Origin of the sequence: Kribbella sp. NPDC049584, assembly GCF_040675555.1 — a bacterium.
GTDB lineage: Bacteria > Actinomycetota > Actinomycetes > Propionibacteriales > Kribbellaceae > Kribbella.
In genome coordinates this window covers 85,126-103,652 of record NZ_JBFAPF010000003.1, presented here as the reverse complement: position 1 = coordinate 103,652, position 18,527 = coordinate 85,126, and the positions used below count along the sequence as shown (strand labels likewise).

The following is an 18,527-nucleotide window of genomic DNA, read 5'->3' as shown; positions in this document are numbered from 1 at the left end:
ATTATCCACAGAAGCCGGCCGGGAGATCGCTGCACGGAACCAGGTCGCCGCGATCGAGCACCGGACGCGCCTGCGTCGAGCGCAGGTAGTCGAGGAACGCGGCGGTCAGCGACTTCGCCGCCGGTGCCTTGTACGTGTAGGCGTGCTCGACTTCCCAGAACTTGTACGAGCGGTCGGCCACCTTGGACGTGTCCGGTACGACGCCGTCGATCGTGACCGGCGTCAGCTGCGGGTACTTGCGGGCGCTGCCGAGCTCGGCGTACCCGATCGCGCCGTCGATCTCGTTGACCCGGGTGAGCAGCTCCTCCGTCGTACCGACCTCACAGCGGTGGTACTTCGTGGTTGCCGCGTCGTCGTCGCGCCGGCAGTCGTCCGAGGTGATCCCGAGCTCCTGGTCGCCGCCGAGCACCTTCTCGCGGAACACCAGCCGTGAGCCGGACGCCGGGCCGACGCGGCTGACCATCCGGATCGGCAGGTTCCGGCCGCCGACCTGCGACCAGTTGGTGACCTTGCCGTTGTAGATGTCGCGCAGCTGGGCCGTGGTCAGGCCGGTCACGTCCGCGGCCCGGTTGACGACGACGGCGAACACGACGACCGCGACCGCCTCACCGCTCAGTCCGGGCGCGTCGACGGCCGGCCCGTCGGACATTGCGATCACCTTGCTCGCCGCGCTCCCGTCCTTGGCGCCCAGCGCGCTCAGGTCGCTGACACCGCTGCGACTGCCGTTGGCCGCGAGCGTGATATCGGCGTTCGAGCACTCGGCGACGTACGCGCTGCGCAGCTCGGTCATGGTCGGTTCGACGGCCGTGGATCCGATCACCCGCAGCTCGCCCGACGCGCAGTTCCGCGGCGGCTGCAGGACGTCGACGAGGAAGAACGCGACGAGAGCGCCGACCAGCACCAGCGTCGTCGCGCCGAAGATCAACGTACGCCGGCCCGGGCCGCGCGGTCGCGGTTCGTGGTAGACGCCGCCGTTGGCCCCGCCGGCCAGGTATCCGGAGTGGGTGACGTCCTTGCCCTTGCCCGACAGCACGAGCAGGAACTTGAAGTGGTCGCCGCGGTTGATCGCCAGCTTCGGCACCGTGATCGCATCAGTGTCGACGTAATCGGCCGGCTTCATGCCGGCCTCGAGCAGCTCACCGATGTCCGGCGGATGTGACTCGACCACCTTCATCCGGACGATCTTGCGGCCCGGGAAGGTGAACTTCACCGCGCCCTGCATGTCCTTCGCCTCGATGTCGGTGCCGGTGTTGTCCACCCGCAGCAGCACGATGCTCGGATCGTGGACCGCATTGCCCTGGTGGACGACCTCGATGTCGACCATTTCCTTGGCGCGGTTCTGCCGGGGGTGCACCCCGATCTGCGCGTCCACCTGGACCCGGTAGACGAGCCGTTTGCGGCGCCACACGTACCGGTCGAGCAGCCACACGATCGCAGTACCGATCAGCGTGACGAGGGCGATCACGGTCTCGATGTTGATGCTGCCGAAACCAGAGAAATCGAACAACCTTGTCCTCACTTCTACGAGTACAGGACGCTAGTGCCCGGCGGTGAACGGCCGCTTACGCAGCGATGACGCGCCGGGGCGAGAGTTGGCCCGGTCCGGTCGTTCTGCAAGATTGTCCGCATGGGTGAACAGGTTGACGTGATCGTGGTGGGGCTCGGGGTCGGCGGAGAGGAGACGGCCGGACGCTTGGCGCAGGCAGGCCTGTCGGTGGTCGGCATCGAGTCGCGGCTGGTGGGCGGCGAATGCCCGTACTACGGGTGCATCCCGAGCAAGATGATGATCCGGGCCGCGAACCTGATCGCCGAGACCCGTCGCGTCGACGGCATGGCCGGTACGGCGACCGTGCAGCCGGACTGGACCCCGGTCGCCAAGCGCATCCGCGAAGAGGCGACCGACACCTGGAACGACCAGGTCGCGATCGATCGGCTGGTGAACAAGGGCGCCACCGTGATCAAGGACCGCGCGACGATCACCGGACCGAGCACGGTCAAGGCCGGCGACCGTGAGTTCGAGGCGGCCCGCGGCATCGTGATCGCGACCGGGACGGTCCCGTCCGTCCCGCCGATCGAGGGCCTCGCCGGTACGCCGTACTGGACGAACCGGGAGGCGATCGAGGTCGAGGTGCTGCCCGCTTCGCTGATCGTCCTCGGCGGCGGCGCGATCGGGATGGAGCTGGCGCAGGTGTTCGCCCGCTTCGGGGTGAAGGTGACCGTGGTCGAAGGCGCCGACGAGGTGCTGTCGATGGAGGAGCCCGAGTCCGGCGTGCTCGCGCGTGAGGCGCTGCAGCGCGACGGCGTGAAGTTCCTGCTCGGCGCCCACGCCACGCAGGTCGGGTACGCCGGGGACAACTTCACCGTCACGCTCGACAACGGCGCGTCGGCCACCGGCGAGAAGTTGCTGGTGGCAACGGGTCGTCGGATCGCGACGGCGGATCTCGGGCTGGAGAAGGTAGGCCTCGACCCCAAGGCCCGCCGGATCGAGGTCGACGAGCACGTCCGGGCCGCCGACAGGGTGTGGGCGATCGGCGACGTCACCGGCGTCGGCGTGTTCACTCACAACGCGATGTACCAGGCCGATATCGCGGTCCGCGACATCCTGCGGGAGCCGGACGCGCCGACCGCGAGCTACCACGCGATGCCGCGGGTGACGTTCACCGACCCGGAGATCGGCGCGGTCGGGCTGACCGAGCAGCAGGCCCGGGACGCGGGGCTGAACGTGCGGACCGGCTCGACGCCGATCCCGGCGTCGACGCGCGGCTGGATCCACAAGGCCGGCAACGAAGGATTCATCAAGGTCGTGATGGACGCCGACCGCAAGGTGCTCGTCGGTGCGACCAGTGCGGGGCCGACCGGTGGCGAGGTGCTCAGCGCGCTCGCGGTCGCGGTGCATGCCGCCGTCCCCGTGCATACGCTGCGGCAGATGATCCTCGCCTACCCCACGTTCCACCGTGCGATCGGGGAAGCGCTCAAGGCGCTGTGAGACAGCTTGTTGCGAATCAGTCGCAACTAGATCAAGAATGTGCGTGTGCATGTTCCTGACGGCTTCTTCGACGCGCCCACGTCCGTCGCCACCGGCCTGATCGCGGCCGGGGCGGTCGGCTTCAGCCTGCAGCGGGCGAACCGGGAGCTTCGTGAGACCGGTCCGGCGCTGGCCGGTCTGACGGCGGCGTTCGTGTTCGCGGTGCAGATGGTGAACTTCCCGGTCGGCGCCGGGACGAGCGGTCACCTGCTCGGTGGAGCGCTCGCCGCCGCGCTGGTCGGGCCGTGGACCGCCGTGCTGGTGATGTCGACGGTGCTGCTGGTGCAGGGGTTGCTGTTCGCCGACGGCGGTCTGACCGCGCTGGGCACGAACATCACGTTGATGGGGCTGATCACGGTCCTGGTCGGGTACTTCCTGACGCGGGCGCTGCTGAAGGTGCTGCCGCGGTGGGCGGGCAGCGTCGTGCCGGCGGCGACTGTCGGCGCTCTTGTGTCGGTGCCGGCCGCGGCGCTGGCGTTCACCGGGCTGTACTCGATCGGTGGCGCGGTGGACATCCCGCTCGCGAAGCTCGCGTCGGCGATGGTCGGTTGGCACGTCCTCGTCGGCATCGGCGAGGCGGTGATCACCGCGGCCGTGCTGAGTGCTGTCGTCGCGACCCGGCCGGACCTGGTGTACGCCGCTCGGCACCTGCAGCAGGATCTCGTCCTGGTCGATGCCGACGGCAACACCTCGACGGTGTCCCCGGACAAGCCGATCGCCGCCAAGCCGGCCGGACGGTCGCTGGGGATCGGTATCGCGGTCACCCTCGTCGTCGCGGGCGGGCTGAGCCTGTTCGCGAGTGCGCATCCGGACGGGCTGGAGTTCGTGGGCGCCAAGCTCGGGTTCGATGGTGCCGCGAAGGACTCGGCCGTCGCGGGCAGTCCGCTCGCCGACTACGGCGTCCACGGGGTCGGCAACGCGCAGGTGTCCGGCGCGCTGGCAGGGATCATCGGCGTACTGGTGACGATCGTCGTCGGTCTGGCGATCGCGAAGTTCGCGTCGTTGCGCGCGAACAAGGCATCGTGACGGTACTGATGCCGCGACTCCGTCGCGGCGGGTCACGGGGCTGTTGCTCCCGGGCTTCCCTCGTCGCTCCGGTCCTCAGTCCAGACCGGGAAGCCCCGTGACAGGGGACGGTCTGCTGGTCGCGGTGGACAGTCCGGTCCACCGGATCCCGGCGCAGGTGAAGCTGGTCGCCCTGTTGGTGTTCGTACTGGCCGTGGTGTCGACACCGGCCGCCGTCTTCTGGGCTTTCGCGGTGTACGCCGGGATGCTCGTGGCAGCTGTCGTCGTCGCCAAGGTGCCGGTGCCTGTGGTCTCGAGGCGGCTCGCGGTGGAGACGCCGTTCATCGTCTTCGCGTTGCTGCTGCCGTTCGTGGCCACCGGTCCGCAGGTGTCCGTGCTGGGACTGGAATTGTCGCAGTCAGGTGTACTCGGCGCCTGGAACGTGCTGGCGAAAGGGACGCTCGGGGTGGTCGCCGCGATCTTGCTGTCGGCAACGACCGCGCCGCGGGACCTGCTGGCCGGGCTGGAACGGCTGCGATTGCCGGCGACGCTCGTGGCGATCCTGTCGTTCATGGTCCGCTACCTGAGCGTCGTGTCCGATGATCTGCACCGGATGCGGGTCGCTCGGGAGTCCCGTGGATATACGGGCGGCCGGGTCGGTCATCTGAAGGCGGTGGCCGGGGGAGTGGGGGCGTTGTTCGTGCGGAGCTTCGAGCGCGGGGAGCGGGTGCATCTGGCCATGCGGTCGCGTGGCTACACGGGACGGATGCCGCTGCTGAGTGTGCAGGGTGCGTCGCGCGGACAGTGGCTGGAAGGGGTCGCGATCTCGATGGTCGCGGTCGTGGTTGCGGTAGCGGCGAGGGTGGTCGGATTGTGAAGGGTCCTGCGATTCAGGTCGAGCGGCTGGTGTTCGCCTACCCGGACGGGCGGCAGGCGCTCTTCGGCGTCGACTTCACGGTCGAGCGCGGGGAACGGGTCGCGCTGCTCGGCCCCAACGGCGCCGGCAAGACGACCCTCGTCCTGCACCTGAACGGCATCCTCGGCTCAGTTGCCGGCGGCACCGGCAGCGGCCGCATCCAGATCGGTGGGACCGGCCTGCACCGTGAGCACCTTGGCGAGATCCGCCGCAAGGTCGGTCTGGTCTTCCAGGACCCGGACGATCAGCTCTTCATGCCGACCGTCCGCGACGACGTCGCCTTCGGTCCCGCGAACCTCGGCCTCCGCGGTTCCGAGCTCGACGACCGGGTGCACGAGGCTCTGGTCCAGGTCGGGATGCAGGACCACGCGGACCTCGCCCCGCATCACCTGTCCTTCGGCCAACGCCGCCGCGTGGCTGTCGCCACGGTGCTGGCGATGCGTCCCGAGGTCCTGGTCCTCGACGAACCGTCCAGCAACCTCGACCCGGCCGCCCGCCGCGAACTCGCGGACATCCTCGCCGGGCTGGACGTCACGCTGCTGATGATCACGCACGACCTTCCGTACGCGCTGCAGCTCTGCGAGCGCAGTCTGCTGATGGACGGTGGCCGCATCGTCGCCGACGGCAAGACCCGCGACCTGCTGGGCGACGCCGAGCTGATGCGTGCCCACCGCCTGGAACTCCCGTACGGCTTCGACCCGCTCTCCGTCCCCGGCCCCGAATCGAGACCGTGAACAGTCCATGGTGACTGGGCACAGGCAATAGCCTGTCCACGGTCCCCGGGAGGTGTGCCCAGTTCCCGGGAGGGCCCGGGGAGGGGCGCCGGGGGTCAGGGTTGCGGGGTGGGGGCGGCTGGGTCGGGGGTTGACTCGAAGGCGGTGCGGAGGCGGCCGCGGGAGGCAGCCAGGTGGTCGTGCATGGCGGCGTCGGCAGCCTGCGTGTCGCGCCGACGGATGGCCGTCACGATCAGGTCGTGCTCGTCCAGCGCGTCCTCGGTGACGCTCGAGTCGCGGAGCAGGCGGAACAGCTGCAGGTGGCAGTGGAGCTTGGCGAAGATCTCGCCGAAGTAGCTGTTGCCGGTCGCCGCGATCACGGCTTCGTGGAACTCGGCGTCGGCGCGAGCGAAGGCGCCGTACGACATCGTGCCGGCCTGGTAGCGGGCGCGCATCTCGGCGGCGATCCGCGCGAGTTGCTCGACCTCGTCGCCGCGGTGCCGGCCGGCCGCGAGGCCTGAACAGTACGGCTCGATCAGGAACCGGGCCTCGAACAGATCCTCGAACCGCTCCGCCGTCAGCTTCGGCGTGGCGGAATATCCGATCAGATGTGTTTTCGTGACCAGGTCCTCGGCCTCGAGCCGGTTCAGCGACTCCCGGACCGGGGTCTGGGAGACCCCGAGCCGGCGGCTCAACTCGTCGACGCGGATCCGTTCACCCGGCTGGATCTGGCCATCCAGCAGGAACTCCTGCAGTCGCTCGTAGACGACGTCGCTCATCCGGGGCCGGCCGGGACGCCCGTTGGTCACTGCGGTGCGCTGGCTCATCTGTTGTCCATCCGTCGGCAGAAATCATGGATTCGTATTCACAGACCATTGCGAATCGTATCCGATCTGATCTAGCCTCCCAAGAAATCGGGCGATGAATACGAATGCAGCGACTCCACCCTGGGACGGTCGACATGCACACAGATCTGCTCACGGCCCAAGCACTGGCCGAACGACTCCTGATCACCGCCGGTGTGCCGGACCTCGCCGCGGCCCAGCAGGCCGAACTCCTGGTCGTCGCCGAGGCGAAGGGGATGCCGTCGCACGGTCTGCTGCGCCTGCCGAGGCTGCTGAGGCGGCTGGGGAACGGCACCGCGAGCCCGACCAGCACCGGCTGCCACACCTGGATGAGCCCCTGCTTCCTGTCCGTCGACGGTCAGCAAGGACTCGGCCCAGTGGTCGCGGTCCGCGCATTGGAAGCGATCGTCCCGGCAGCCGAGCAGTACGGCGTCGCGGTCTGCTCGATCACCAACAACAACCACCTCGGCATGCTCGGGTACTACGCCGGCCGCATGGCCGACCGTGGCCTGGTCTGCCTCGGCATCACGACCAGCGAGGCGCTGGTGCACCCGTGGGGCGGCACCGAGGCGATGCTCGGCACCAACCCGCTGGCGCTCGCAGTACCGGCGCGGCCGCCGCTGGTGCTGGACATGGCCACCTCGCAGATCTCGATGGGCAAGGTGCATGACCACGCATTGCGCGGCGTACCGCTGGAGCCGGGCTGGGCTTTGGATGCCGGCGGCAACGAGACCGTCGACCCGGTGGCGGCCAAGGACGGATCGATCGCGCCGTTCGGGGGAGCGAAGGGGTACGGCCTCGGGCTCGGTCTGGGGGCGATGGTCACCTTCCTCACCGGAGCCGCGTACGGCACCGATGTCGGCGGCACGCTCGACGACGACCGCCTGAGCAACAAGGGCGACCTGTTCATCCTGCTGAGCGGCGGCCGTCACTCCGCGACCGAGTACCTCGACCAGGTACGCCGCAGCCGCCGCGCCGACCCGGCCAGGCCGGTGGCGGTTCCCGGTGACGGCGCCCGCGCGCGGTACCAGGATTCGGTTGCCGATGGCATCGAGATCGCCGACGACCTGTGGCGTGAGCTGACCCGCCTGGACACAGCACGCGACACAGCACGGACCCGCCGCGAAGCCGTTCTGGCCGACTGATCCCGCCCCACGACCGGACAAGGACACGAATATGACGATCACCGCCCCCTCCTTCGGCGTGCAACGAGCACCGCGCACGGTTGTCTTCGGCGCCGGCCAGCGCGCTCTGCTCGGACGCCACGCCGCGGAGTACGGCAGCTCAGCGCTCGTCTGCACCGATCAACGGCTGGCCGCGTCGCCCGAGTTCGCGCAGCTGCTCGCGGATCTCGAGGACAACGGCCTCGGGGTCCACGTCTGGAGCGACACGTCTCCGGAGCTGCCGATGTCCGACATCGACGCGTGCTTCGACGCGATGGAGTACGCCGGTATCGACGTCGTCATCGGGATCGGCGGCGGCAGTTGCTTGGATCTTGCCAAGGCGGTCGCGCTGATGCTCACGCACGGCGGCCCGATCGATCAGTACTACGGGGAGAACGCCGTCCCGAGCCCGGTGCTCCCGATCATCGCCGTACCGACCACCGGAGGCACCGGCTCCGAGGTCACCCCGGTGTGCGTCCTCAGCGACAGCCGTCGTGAACTCAAGGCCGGCATCTCCTCGCCGTACCTGATTCCGTCGGTCGCGATCTGCGACCCCGAGCTGACCTACTCCTGCCCGCCCAGCCTCACGGCCAGCGCCGGAGCGGACGCGGTCTCGCACCTGGTCGAGTCGTTCACCGCCATCCAGCGCCCGCAGGCGGCACTCGCCGAAGGTCGTGTGTTCATCGGCAAGAACGTCATCAGCGACTCCTACGCTCGCTGGGGTCTCGGGCTCCTCGCGACCGCACTCCCGATCGCCTTCGAGCACCCGGACGACCAGGAGGCGCGAGCCGCGGTCATGCTCGCCGCGAATGCCGGCGGCTACGCGCTAGGAGTCGCCGGCACCGCGGCCGCACACGCGCTGCAGTACCCGCTCGGCGCCCTGACCCATACCCCGCACGGCGTCGGGGTCGGCGTTCTCCTGCCGTACGTCATGCGCTACAACGCTCCCGCCCGCGTCCAGGAGTTCGCCGAGATCGCCAAGCTCTTCGGCGTACCGAAAGCAGGTAACACCCAACAGCAGGCGCTGGCCGGGATCGAGGCCGTCGACGCGCTGCTGGACCGCATCGGCATCCCGCCGACCTTGAAGGAGCTCGGCCTCGCCGAGGACCAGCTCGACTACGTCGCCGAACTGGGCCTGCAGTCGGCCCGGCTGATCGACAACAACCCCCGCCCGCTCGATGTCGACGCGCTGCTCGAGATCACTCGCGCCGCCTACGCCGGCGACCGAACCGACCCGTTCTGACCAGTTCTGATACCCGGAGCCACCTGATGACTTCTCCGCACGATCTGTTCATCGACGGACAGTGGCGCCCGGCCGCCGACGGCCGGCGCTTCCCAGTCCACGATCCCGCCGACGGGTCCGAGCTGGCCCAGTTCGCCGCGGCCACCGAGGCGGACTGCCTCGCGGCTGTCGACGCGGCCGCCGACGCCCTCGCGGCCTGGTCGGCCACCCCGCCGCGGCAACGCTCCGAGCTGCTCCGCGCAACCTTCGACGTACTGACCGAGGAACGCGAGCAGCTCGCCGCACTCATCACCGCCGAGAACGGCAAGGCGTACGCCGACGCGATCGGCGAGGCGGCGTACGCGACCGAGTTCTTCCGCTGGTTCGCCGAGGAGGCGGTCCGGATCGGCGGCGATTTCCGCCTCTCACCCTCCGGCGACAAGACGATCGTCGTACGCCGGGATCCGATCGGCGTCGCGATCCTCGTCACTCCGTGGAACTTCCCGGCCGCGATGGCCACCCGCAAGATCGCGCCCGCTCTGGCGGCCGGCTGCTCCGTAGTACTGAAGCCGGCCAGCCAGACCCCACTCACCGCGGCGTACGTCGTGGACGTCCTGCGACGCGTCGGCGTACCGGCCGGTGTCGTCAACCTGGTGACGCCGGTGCCGGCAGGCCCCGCGGTGAGCGCGATGTTGCACCATCCCGCCGTCCGCAAGCTGTCGTTCACCGGCTCGACCGAGGTCGGACGGGTGCTCCTGCACGAGGCGGCCGACCAGGTCGTCAGCTCGTCGATGGAGCTCGGCGGGAACGCGCCGTTCGTCGTCCTGCCCGGCGCCGACGTCGACGCCGCGGTGGAGGGCGCGATGGTCGCGAAGATGCGCAACGGCGGATCGGCCTGTACGGCGGCCAATCGGTTCTACGTCCACGACTCGCTGGTGGACGAGTTCAGCACCCGCATCACCGCGGCGATGAAGGCCGTCACGATGGGACCGGGCGCCGACCGGTCGAACGACCTCGGTGCCCTGGTGTCACCGGAGGAGCGCGACAAGGTCGCCGGACTGGTGGACCGAGCCGTTGCCGAAGGCGCCAACCTCGCGCTGGGCGGTGAGACGCCCGAAGGCGGCGCGTTCTACCCGCCGACAGTGCTCACCGACGTCAAGCACGGCAGCGAGATCAACCAGACCGAGATCTTCGGGCCGGTCACCGCGATCGTCGGTTTCAGCGACGTCGACGAGGCCGTCGCGATGGCCAACGACACGATCTACGGCCTGATCTCCTACGTGTACGGCGATCCCGCGCAGGCGCTCGCAGTGGCGCAGCGGATCGACTCGGGGATGGTCGCAGTCAACCGGGGCGTGCTCAGCGACCCGGCAGCGCCCTTCGGCGGGACCAAGCAGTCCGGTCTCGGCCGCGAAGGCAGCTCCGAGGGGATCCTCGAATTCCTCGAGGAGAAGTACATCGGAATCGAGGTGTGAGGCGATGGCGAACGCCGTACTCCCCACCGTGTCGCCACCGACGGTCGACGGTCCGTCCGCGACGCGCAAACGCATGAAGGTCAAGCCCAAACGGCAGAACCTGGCCGGCTGGCTGTTCGTCGGCCCGGTGATCTTCGGGGTCCTGTTCTTCCAGCTCGCGCCGGTGGCAGCCTCCCTGGTGGTGTCGCTGACCAACTGGACCGGGCTGAACTCGCCGAAGTTCCTCGGCCTGGGCAACTACAAGGAGCTGTTCACCGCCGACGACACGTTCTGGCCGTCGCTCAAGAACACCGTGATCTTCACCCTGGTCGTCGTCGTCCTGACCATCTTCATCGGGCTCGGACTCGCCGTCCTGTGCAACCAGAAGATCAAAGGCATCGGAATCTTCCGGACGCTGTACTACTCGCCCGCGGTCACCAACGTCGTCGCGATCGGCTTCGTCTGGTTCTGGCTGTACAACCCGGACAACGGCCTGTTCAACTCCACGCTGAAGACGGTCGGCATCCACGGACCGGCCTGGCTGTCCGACACGAAGACCGCGCTGATCGCGGTGATGATCGTCGCGCTCTGGCAGGGCGTCGGCTACCCGATGGTGATCCTGCTGGCCGGGCTGCAGAGCATCGACCAGTCGCTGATCGAAGCGGCGACCATGGACGGGGCGTCGGCCTGGCGGCGGTTCTGGTCGGTCGTCTTCCCGCTGCTGACCCCGAGCCTGTTCTTCCTCACGATCACGCAGTTCATCACCTCGTTCCAGGTGTTCGGGATCATCTACGTGATGACGTCCGGCGGCCCGAACAACGCCACCTCGGTGTTCATCTTCCAGATCTACGAGGCCGCCTTCGGGCACGGCCGGCTGGGCTATGCCTCCGCGATGGGCTGGGTGCTGTTCGTCATCGTCGGCGTCGTCACCGCGATCCAGTGGCGGATGGAGAAACGGTGGGTGCACTATGACAACTGAGGCGACAACTGAGGCGACAACTGGGGCCGTCCGAGTCTTCAACCGACCACCCCGGCATATCCCGCGCCGCGTCGTGCTGATCGTCGTCCTGCTGTTCTTCGCCGTGGTGTTCGCGATGCCGCTGCTCTGGATGATCAGCGCATCGCTCAAGCCCGAGAACGAAGTACTGCAGTCGCCGCCGACGTTCCTCCCGTCGGAGTTCCAATGGGGCAACTATTCGCAAGCCGGCCACGGCCTGCTGCCGTTCTTCCTGAACAGCTGCAAGCTCGCCGCACTCAACGTCGGCTTCCTGCTGCTGTTCGCGTCGCTGGCCGGGTACGGGTTCGCCCGGCTGAACTTCGCCTTCAAGAACCTCGCCTTCGCGCTGTTGTTGTCGACGGCAATGATCCCGGGCATCGTCTACCTGGTTCCGCAGTACATGCTGTTCCGGCAGATGGGCTGGATCGACACCCACTACCCGCTCTGGGTTCCGAACGTGCTGACGCCGGTCTTCGGCACGTTCCTGCTCCGGCAGGCGTTCCGCGGCGTACCGATCGAGTTGGAGGAGGCCGCCAAGCTCGACGGCGCGTCGATCTTCGGCACCTTCTGGCGGATCATGCTCCCGCAGGTCAAGCCGGCCCTGGCCGCGGTCGGCGCACTGACCTTCATGGGCTCGTGGAACGACCTCTTCGGCCCGCTGATCTTCCTGAACTCGACGCGGCTGCAGACGATGCCGATCGCGCTCGCGCTGTTCAAGGGTGAGTACTTCACCCAGACCAATCTCATGATGGCCGCCGCGACGCTGACGATCCTGCCGCCGCTGCTGCTGTTCCTGCTGGCCCAGAAGTACTTCGTCCAGGGCATCACGATGTCCGGCCTGAAAGGATAAGTATGCGGATCACGAACATCGAGTCGATCATCCTGCTCGACAAGCTGCACATCGTGAAGGTGCACACCGACGAGGGCCTGGTCGGTGTCGGCGAGGTCAGCCCGATGAACGCCCACGTCTCGCACAGCGTCGTGGAGCAGGCGCTGGCGCCGCTGCTCATCGGCGAGGAGGCGACCGACATCGAGCGGCTCTGGCGCCGGCTCTACACCAAGCCGTACAAGCTGGGCCCCGGCGGCGCTCAGCTGAACGCGATCGCGGGCATCGACATCGCCCTGTGGGACCTGCTCGGCAAGGCGGCAGGGCTGCCGACGTACCAGCTCCTCGGGGGCAAGTACCGGCAGAGCGCGAAGGTCTACGCGAGCTCGATGTCGCGCAGCATGACACCGGACCAGGAGGCCGAGCGCGCGCAATCCTTCCAGGAGAAGGGATTCCACGGCTACAAGATCCACTCGTCGACGCCGTGGATGCACGACGACGGCTTCGACCAGACCATCGCGACCGTGACCGCGGTGCGCAAGCTCGTCGGGGACGACTTCCCGATCCTGGTCGACGTCAACAACGCGTACTACGAACACACCGCGATCAAGCTGGCCCACGCGCTGGAGGACCTCGGCGTGTGGCACTTCGAGGAACCGCTCGCCGCCCACGACTATGCGGCGTACGGACGGCTGGCCGACGCGGTCGACATCCCGATCGCGGCGGGGGAGCAGGAGTACACCACCTGGCAGTTCCGGGACCTGATCCTGGACGGCAAGGTCGACATCCTGCAGCCCGACGTCATCAAGTGCGGCGGCATCACCGAGTTCAAGAAGATCGCGGTGCTCGCCGACACCTTCACCAAGCCGATCACCGTGCACAACACGCAACAGACGATCGGTACGTCGGCACACGCGCACCTGTGGGTCAGTACGCCGTCGTGCGTCTACCCGCAGGAGTACAACATCGAGCACAACCCGATCCTCGACGACGTACCGATCTGGAAGAACCCGCTCGTCCCGGTGAACGGCGAGATCACGCCGTGGGACCTGCCCGGTCTGGGCATCGAGCTGGACGACGACGCGGTCGCCAAACTGCGGACCAATTAACTTCAGAGAACAGGAACGACCATGCCCGCATCAGAGATCTCCCGTCGGTCGGTACTCCGGGCCCTCGGCATCGGCGGCGGCGCGCTCGCCGCCGGACTACCACTCGCCGCCTGCGGCAGCAACGGCAGCGGAGGAGGTGGAGGCGGCGGCGGTAATGCCTCCTGGATGACCTGGGACACCGAGAGCGGTACCCCGATGTACACGATGGCGCAGAACTGGGCCAAGCAGGCCGGCAAAACGCTCGACATCCAGTCGATCCCCGGTGACGACTACGACACCAAGCTCCGGACCGTGCTGTCGTCGGGCGCGGCGCCGACCGCGATCCGGATCAACGACGACTACGTCCGCGGGTACTACGCAGAGGGCTCGCTGCTCGACCTGCGTCCGTACCTGGAGAAGGACGGGATCAAGCCGGACGACTACTTCCCGGTCGCCTACAACTTCGCCAAGCAGCCCGATGGCGCGCACGCCGCCTGGCCGATCATGACCAACCCCGGTGTGCTGTACTGCAACACCGACGCGTTCGCGGAGGCCGGGGTCGAGCTGCCGCCGAAGGACTGGGCGAAGAGCGGCTGGACCTGGGACGACTTCGTCGACGCGGCGAAGAAGCTGACCAAGCCGAACGGCGAGCGCTGGGGTGCGCTGGTCTTCCCGGACACCTCGCTCGAGACCGTCTTCCCGGTCAGCAACGGCGGCGACGGCATCTACTCGAAGGACGCGACCCGGTTCACGCTGGCCGAGCCGCAGGGCGCCGAGGCGATCCAGTGGGTTGCCGACCTGTCCCTCGTCCACAAGGTGCACCCGGACTTCGCGACCGTCACGGCCGGCCGTCAGACCCCGAACTGGGCGCTGGCCCAGCTCGGCACCGGCAAGGTCGCGATGCTGCTCGCGCTGACCAGCGGCATCCCGTACCTGCGCAAGAACGCGAAGGTGAAGTGGGACATCTTCCCGACGCCGATGAAGGTCCGCCGGACCACGGTCAACACGCTGACCGTGCTCGCGGTTCCGAAGGCCTCGAAGGATCCCGACACCGCGTGGAGCTTCCTGAAGTACGCCGCCGGCGCGGAGGCCGCGAAGCTGCTCGCACAGTCGCGCGGGTTCATGCCGGTGGCGAAGAGCTCGTCGGCGTTGTTCGTGCCCGACGACCAGGCGCCGTCGAACCTTGCGCTGGTGACGCAGGCGCTCGGCAACGCGGTCAACGAGAACTTCAGCCGCTACATCGAACGTGCCAGGACCATCTACCGGCCGGTGCTCGACGACGTCTGGAGCGGTAAGAAGACCGCCGAAGCGGCGCTGGGCAGCGTCAAGCAGAAGGTCGAAGACGTCCTCGCAGGCAAGGGATGACCGGATGAAGATCACCGATATCAGCGTCGAAGTCACCTCCGAACCGAAGGCACACGCGGTCCGCGACGCGATCCAGTTGCTCGACCGCAACGGCCACACCCGTGTGCAGATCGACACCGACGAGGGCGTGAGCGGCGTCAGTACGACGTACTTCGGCCGGGTCGAGAGCTCGCCCGCGGTGCTGGCCCACCTGATCACCGACCAGCTGGCGCCGGCGATCGTGGGGGAGGATCCCGCGTTGATCCGCGGGATCCGGCAGAAGCTCCAGACGCTGACCGATTACCAGGGGACCGCCGGGCTGTCGTCGTACGGCATCTCGGCGATCGATCTGGCGTTGTGGGACCTGCTCGGCAAGTCGCTCGACGTCCCGGTGTGGAAGCTGCTCGGAGCGCAGCGGTCCGCGATTCCGACGTACGCGATGGTCGGCTGGCTGGAGCTGGACGTCGCGGGGCTGGAGAGCGTGTCGGCGAAGGCCATGGAGCAGGGCTTCCGTGGCGTCAAGATGAAGGTCGGCAGCGGTCCGCTCACCGAGGACGTCCAGCGGATCAAGGCGGTCCGCAACATCATCGGGCCGGACGCGCCGTTGATGGTCGACGCGAACCAGGCCTTCGGGTACTCCGAGGCGCTGCGACGCGGCCGGGTGTACGAGGAGCTCGACTGCCGGTGGTTCGAGGAGCCGCTGCCGGCAGGGGACACCGATGCTCATGTGCGGCTGGCCGAGAAGCTGGACATCCCGATCGCAACGGGGGAGAACCGGTACGGGCAGGCAGCCTTCCGGGACTTGATCGCGCGGGGTGGCGTCGGTGTCGTACAACCCGATCTGCGGCGGGCCGGTGGTTTGACGGACTGTCTGGAGATCGGGTTGATGGCGGCCGGGTTCGGAGTGCCGTACGCGTCGCACGGCGGTGGGGCACACATCCACGTGCTGGCGGCACTGCCGAACACGATCTACGTGGAGAGTGGACTGCTGCCTTCCGGCGTTCAGCTGGAAGACGGGTGTTATCCGTTGCCGACCGGACCCGGGTTGTCCTCCTGGAACGGCTAGAAGGTGACCGGCACCGGGAATCCACGGTGAATTTGTTACCAGGACCTTGTGTGTTACTCGCCGGTCAGCGAAGGTGACGTTGAGTACTTCAATCGCCACCCCTCGCGTCCAAAGGCGGTCCGCCCATGAAGTCCATCGCCAGTCTGCTGTCCGCTGCGGCCCTCGGCGCAGCGATGCTCCTCAGCCCGGGAGTCGCGCACGCGGCGGCTCCGAACTACGTCTCACTCGGTGACTCCTACGCCTCCGGTGTCGGGACCCGCACCTACATCTCCAGCAGCGGGTCCTGCCAGCGGTCCACCAAGGCCTACTCGTACATCGATGCGGCCCGGATCGGCGCCAACCTGACGTTCGTGGCCTGCTCCGGCGCGAAGGTCGCCGACGTCACTGCGAACCAGCTGCCGTCGGTGACCAGCTCGACCAACATCGTCTCGGTGCAGGTCGGCGGCAACGACGCCGGCTTCTCGTCGGTCATCACCGAGTGCGCGAAGCCGTCGTGGCTGGGCGACTGCACCAGCGCGGTCGCAGGCGCCCAGACGATCATCAACAACACGCTGCCCGGCCGGCTGAACACGCTGTACTCCTCGATCCGGAGCCGCGCCGCGTCGGCGCACGTCGTGGTCGTCGGGTACCCGCGACTGTTCAACGGCACCGACTGCAACGCCGGCACGTTCTTCAGCCCCGACGAGATGACCCGGCTGAACGCGACCGCCGACCTGCTCAACTCCAAGATCCAGGCCTCGGCGAGCGCGGCCGGTTTCACGTTCGTCAACCCGACGAGCAAGTTCATCGGTCACTCCGTGTGCGGCAGCCCCGAGTGGATCAACGGCCTGTCGAACCCGGTCAGTGAGTCGTACCACCCGAACGTCACCGGCCAGGCGGCGTTCGCCGATCTGGTCCAGCCCGCCCTCTGACGCGCGATTTTGCGAAACCGCCCCGGTGCGAACCGGGGCGGTTTCGTATTTCGGGATGCGGACTCGTCCGGTTCGTGGTGTCATGCTGGAGTGGCGCGGAGGTCTGTGGACTGGTTGCTGGCGGCCAGGATGCAGGCGAACTGTTTGGCGCGTCCGGTGAACGAGGCCGGCCCCGGAGGGGTGGCCGACGTCGTACGCCGGACGGGGGGCCTCCAGGCGCAGACGTGGCGCGGCGCCGCGTACGCCGTACGCGCCCGATCCACCGCGACCACGCTCGCCGACGTCACACACGCCCAGGAGACCGACCGCTCGGTCGTCCGCGGCTGGTTCATGCGCGGCACGCTGCAACTGGTCGCTGTCGAGGACGCCGGTCCGCTGCTGGGCCTGCTCGGCCCGAAGCTGATCAAGGACACGGAACGCCGGTACGGCGAACTCGGGCTGCCTGCACCCGTCCGTGCTCGCGCGGCCGACGTACTCGAAGAGCATCTGCTGGCGAACGGTCCGTCCAACCGCGCCGAGCTGGCCGACGTACTGGTTGCGGCCGGACTGATCGCGGAGCCGAAGGGGCAGGCTGTCTACGCGCTGATCCGGTATGCCGGGCTGCTCGGCCGGTTGTGTTATGGGCCAGGAGAGACCTGGGTCGCCGTGCGGGACTGGCTCGGAAAGCCTTTTGACCTGGCGGGAGACGTGGAGGATCTGGCCCGCCGCTACTTGAACGCCTACGGCCCCGCGACGGCGCGTGACTTCGCGACGTGGTCCGGCCTTCCCGTGCCGACCGCCCGGCGTGCCGTGGAGGCGGTCGCCACGAAGTCCTTCGAAGTCGAGTCCGGGGAGTTGGCTGCGCTCGATGATCTACCTGGATGTCGGGACGTCCGGATGCTGGGGGAGTTCGACGCCTATCTCCTCGGCTACCAGAACCGCTTCCAGCAACTGCCCACCGCGATCTTCCCCGGCGGCGGCATGCTCCGCCCGGCCATCATCGAGGCCGGCCGAGCCATCGGCTCGTGGACGCACTCCGACCTGTCGGTGGAGATGTTCGACGGCCGGCCCGACCTCTCCGCCGAATTGAAGGACCTGGCTCGCTTCGCCGGTTGATCGTATATGCCGGACCGGGTATATATAGATCCATGACCGAGACGCTGAGCTCTGAGAACGGCCGGACCGTCCTGCGGATGCAGCGGGACCTGCGGCATCCGGCAGAGAAGGTCTGGCGAGCAATCACCGACCCGACTCAGCTGGCTGGGTGGTTCCCGGCGGCCGTCGAGCTGGACCTCAGGCTCGACGGCCCGGTCAAGTTCACCTTCGAACAGGACCCGGGAGCGCCCGTCGACGAGCAGAGCGGCGGCGTCATCCGCGCGTACGATCCGCCCCACCTGATCGAGTACACGTGGGGCGACGAGGTCCTGCGCTGGGAGCTCCAGCCCACCGCAGCCGGCTGCACCCTCCACCTGACGGCGACGTACGACGACCGCGCCGGCTCGGCCAGCTTCTCCGGCGGCTGGACGCTCTGCTTCGACGCTCTCGAGCGTGTCCTGGGCGACACCGTCCCGGAACGCGACTACCGCGAGCTCCACGAACACTTCGTCAAAGCCTTCGGCCTGGACCAAGGCGCCGTGTCGGACGACGGCACCCTCCACTTCGAACGCCAGTTGGTCCAGCCGAAGGAAAAGGTCTGGCACCTTCTGACCGGACCGCAGACCGCCAGCCCTGGTAAGCCACCCCCACCCAGCTTCGTTGCCAAGGGCATCAACCCCGGCCAGGTGACCGAGGTCGAGGAACCGACCCGCCTCACCTACACCACCGCTGACGGAGAGGTCACCTGGACCCTCCGGGACGGCAACGGCGGGGCCCGCCTGCATCTGACCCACACGGGCTCCACGGCAGACCACCAAGCCGCCTGGCACGACCACATCGAGGCGCTGGCCGCCGAGCTGTCCAACTGAAGGCGGCCT

At 68.2% G+C, this 18,527-nt stretch carries 17 protein-coding genes; 15 read left to right on the top strand and 2 right to left on the bottom strand.

Going from position 1 to position 18,527, the window contains the following annotated elements:
- Position 1: 1 nt before the first annotated feature.
- On the bottom strand, positions 2 to 1,519 hold the full coding sequence (locus tag AB0J62_RS12300; RefSeq protein WP_363868134.1) for a substrate-binding domain-containing protein: 1,518 nt from the start codon (positions 1,517 to 1,519) through the stop codon (positions 2 to 4).
- Between the two features lie 108 nt (positions 1,520 to 1,627).
- Here AB0J62_RS12300 and AB0J62_RS12295 point away from each other — a divergent pair, with 108 nt between their 5' ends.
- The 4 genes from AB0J62_RS12295 to AB0J62_RS12280 all read left to right on the top strand — a co-directional run bounded on the left by AB0J62_RS12295 (position 1,628) and on the right by AB0J62_RS12280 (position 5,680).
- Positions 1,628 to 2,986 carry an NAD(P)/FAD-dependent oxidoreductase gene (locus AB0J62_RS12295; protein WP_363868131.1) on the top strand — a complete coding sequence of 453 codons (1,359 nt, stop codon included), beginning with the start codon at positions 1,628 to 1,630 and terminating at the stop codon, positions 2,984 to 2,986.
- Between the two features lie 45 nt (positions 2,987 to 3,031).
- Positions 3,032 to 4,051: an energy-coupling factor ABC transporter permease gene (locus AB0J62_RS12290; RefSeq protein ID WP_363868128.1), complete on the top strand. Its 1,020-nt coding sequence runs from the start codon at positions 3,032 to 3,034 to the stop codon at positions 4,049 to 4,051.
- 97 nt (positions 4,052 to 4,148) lie between these two features.
- A complete protein-coding gene (cbiQ, locus tag AB0J62_RS12285) occupies positions 4,149 to 4,907 on the top strand; it encodes a cobalt ECF transporter T component CbiQ (protein WP_363868125.1) in 759 nt (252 codons plus the stop codon).
- Positions 4,904 to 5,680, top strand: a complete 777-nt coding sequence (locus tag AB0J62_RS12280) for an ABC transporter ATP-binding protein (RefSeq protein WP_363868122.1) — start codon at positions 4,904 to 4,906, stop codon at positions 5,678 to 5,680. The genes cbiQ and AB0J62_RS12280 overlap by 4 nt, the downstream gene beginning before the upstream one ends.
- A gap of 95 nt (positions 5,681 to 5,775) precedes the next feature.
- Here AB0J62_RS12280 and AB0J62_RS12275 read toward each other — a convergent pair whose 3' ends face one another.
- Positions 5,776 to 6,486, bottom strand: coding sequence for a GntR family transcriptional regulator (locus tag AB0J62_RS12275; protein WP_363868119.1), 711 nt, complete (start codon positions 6,484 to 6,486; stop codon positions 5,776 to 5,778).
- A gap of 134 nt (positions 6,487 to 6,620) precedes the next feature.
- Between AB0J62_RS12275 and AB0J62_RS12270 the strand changes: the two genes are divergently transcribed.
- The 11 genes from AB0J62_RS12270 (at position 6,621) to AB0J62_RS12220 (ending at position 18,518) form a co-directional block, all read left to right on the top strand.
- Positions 6,621 to 7,649 carry an Ldh family oxidoreductase gene (locus AB0J62_RS12270; RefSeq protein ID WP_363868116.1) on the top strand — a complete coding sequence of 343 codons (1,029 nt, stop codon included), beginning with the start codon at positions 6,621 to 6,623 and terminating at the stop codon, positions 7,647 to 7,649.
- Positions 7,650 to 7,680: 31 nt separating this feature from the next.
- Entirely contained in the window at positions 7,681 to 8,910 is a 1,230-nt protein-coding gene (locus AB0J62_RS12265; RefSeq protein ID WP_363868113.1) for an iron-containing alcohol dehydrogenase, read from the top strand.
- 26 nt (positions 8,911 to 8,936) lie between these two features.
- On the top strand, positions 8,937 to 10,364 hold the full coding sequence (locus tag AB0J62_RS12260; RefSeq protein WP_363868110.1) for an NAD-dependent succinate-semialdehyde dehydrogenase: 1,428 nt from the start codon (positions 8,937 to 8,939) through the stop codon (positions 10,362 to 10,364).
- A 4-nt stretch (positions 10,365 to 10,368) separates the two neighbouring features.
- Positions 10,369 to 11,322, top strand: coding sequence for a sugar ABC transporter permease (locus AB0J62_RS12255; RefSeq protein WP_363868106.1), 954 nt, complete (start codon positions 10,369 to 10,371; stop codon positions 11,320 to 11,322).
- Positions 11,312 to 12,190, top strand: a complete 879-nt coding sequence (locus AB0J62_RS12250) for a carbohydrate ABC transporter permease (RefSeq protein WP_363868103.1) — start codon at positions 11,312 to 11,314, stop codon at positions 12,188 to 12,190. The genes AB0J62_RS12255 and AB0J62_RS12250 overlap by 11 nt, the downstream gene beginning before the upstream one ends.
- A gap of 2 nt (positions 12,191 to 12,192) precedes the next feature.
- Positions 12,193 to 13,275 carry a mandelate racemase/muconate lactonizing enzyme family protein gene (locus AB0J62_RS12245; RefSeq protein ID WP_130448255.1) on the top strand — a complete coding sequence of 361 codons (1,083 nt, stop codon included), beginning with the start codon at positions 12,193 to 12,195 and terminating at the stop codon, positions 13,273 to 13,275.
- 21 nt (positions 13,276 to 13,296) lie between these two features.
- Positions 13,297 to 14,619, top strand: coding sequence for a sugar ABC transporter substrate-binding protein (locus AB0J62_RS12240; RefSeq protein ID WP_363868099.1), 1,323 nt, complete (start codon positions 13,297 to 13,299; stop codon positions 14,617 to 14,619).
- Between the two features lie 4 nt (positions 14,620 to 14,623).
- Positions 14,624 to 15,664: a mandelate racemase/muconate lactonizing enzyme family protein gene (locus AB0J62_RS12235; RefSeq protein ID WP_363868096.1), complete on the top strand. Its 1,041-nt coding sequence runs from the start codon at positions 14,624 to 14,626 to the stop codon at positions 15,662 to 15,664.
- 125 nt (positions 15,665 to 15,789) lie between these two features.
- Positions 15,790 to 16,575: an SGNH/GDSL hydrolase family protein gene (locus tag AB0J62_RS12230; protein ID WP_363868093.1), complete on the top strand. Its 786-nt coding sequence runs from the start codon at positions 15,790 to 15,792 to the stop codon at positions 16,573 to 16,575.
- A gap of 105 nt (positions 16,576 to 16,680) precedes the next feature.
- On the top strand, positions 16,681 to 17,670 hold the full coding sequence (locus AB0J62_RS12225; protein WP_363868090.1) for a winged helix DNA-binding domain-containing protein: 990 nt from the start codon (positions 16,681 to 16,683) through the stop codon (positions 17,668 to 17,670).
- A gap of 32 nt (positions 17,671 to 17,702) precedes the next feature.
- Positions 17,703 to 18,518, top strand: coding sequence for an SRPBCC family protein (locus tag AB0J62_RS12220; RefSeq protein ID WP_363868087.1), 816 nt, complete (start codon positions 17,703 to 17,705; stop codon positions 18,516 to 18,518).
- The last annotated feature ends 9 nt before the right edge of the window (positions 18,519 to 18,527 follow it).

Excerpts from the sequence above, each read along its gene's own strand:
- AB0J62_RS12220 (WP_363868087.1), top strand. The coding sequence starts at position 17,703 with ATGACCGAGACGCTGAGCTCTGAGAACGGCCGGACCGTCCTGCGGATG.
- AB0J62_RS12240 (WP_363868099.1), top strand. The coding sequence starts at position 13,297 with ATGCCCGCATCAGAGATCTCCCGTCGGTCGGTACTCCGGGCCCTCGGC.
- AB0J62_RS12255 (WP_363868106.1), top strand. The coding sequence starts at position 10,369 with ATGGCGAACGCCGTACTCCCCACCGTGTCGCCACCGACGGTCGACGGT.
- AB0J62_RS12275 (WP_363868119.1), bottom strand. The coding sequence starts at position 6,486 with ATGAGCCAGCGCACCGCAGTGACCAACGGGCGTCCCGGCCGGCCCCGG.
- AB0J62_RS12295 (WP_363868131.1), top strand. The coding sequence starts at position 1,628 with ATGGGTGAACAGGTTGACGTGATCGTGGTGGGGCTCGGGGTCGGCGGA.
- AB0J62_RS12270 (WP_363868116.1), top strand. The coding sequence starts at position 6,621 with ATGCACACAGATCTGCTCACGGCCCAAGCACTGGCCGAACGACTCCTG.
- AB0J62_RS12235 (WP_363868096.1), top strand. The coding sequence starts at position 14,624 with ATGAAGATCACCGATATCAGCGTCGAAGTCACCTCCGAACCGAAGGCA.
- AB0J62_RS12265 (WP_363868113.1), top strand. The coding sequence starts at position 7,681 with ATGACGATCACCGCCCCCTCCTTCGGCGTGCAACGAGCACCGCGCACG.
- AB0J62_RS12245 (WP_130448255.1), top strand. The coding sequence starts at position 12,193 with ATGCGGATCACGAACATCGAGTCGATCATCCTGCTCGACAAGCTGCAC.
- AB0J62_RS12250 (WP_363868103.1), top strand. The coding sequence starts at position 11,312 with ATGACAACTGAGGCGACAACTGAGGCGACAACTGGGGCCGTCCGAGTC.
- AB0J62_RS12230 (WP_363868093.1), top strand. The coding sequence starts at position 15,790 with ATGAAGTCCATCGCCAGTCTGCTGTCCGCTGCGGCCCTCGGCGCAGCG.
- AB0J62_RS12260 (WP_363868110.1), top strand. The coding sequence starts at position 8,937 with ATGACTTCTCCGCACGATCTGTTCATCGACGGACAGTGGCGCCCGGCC.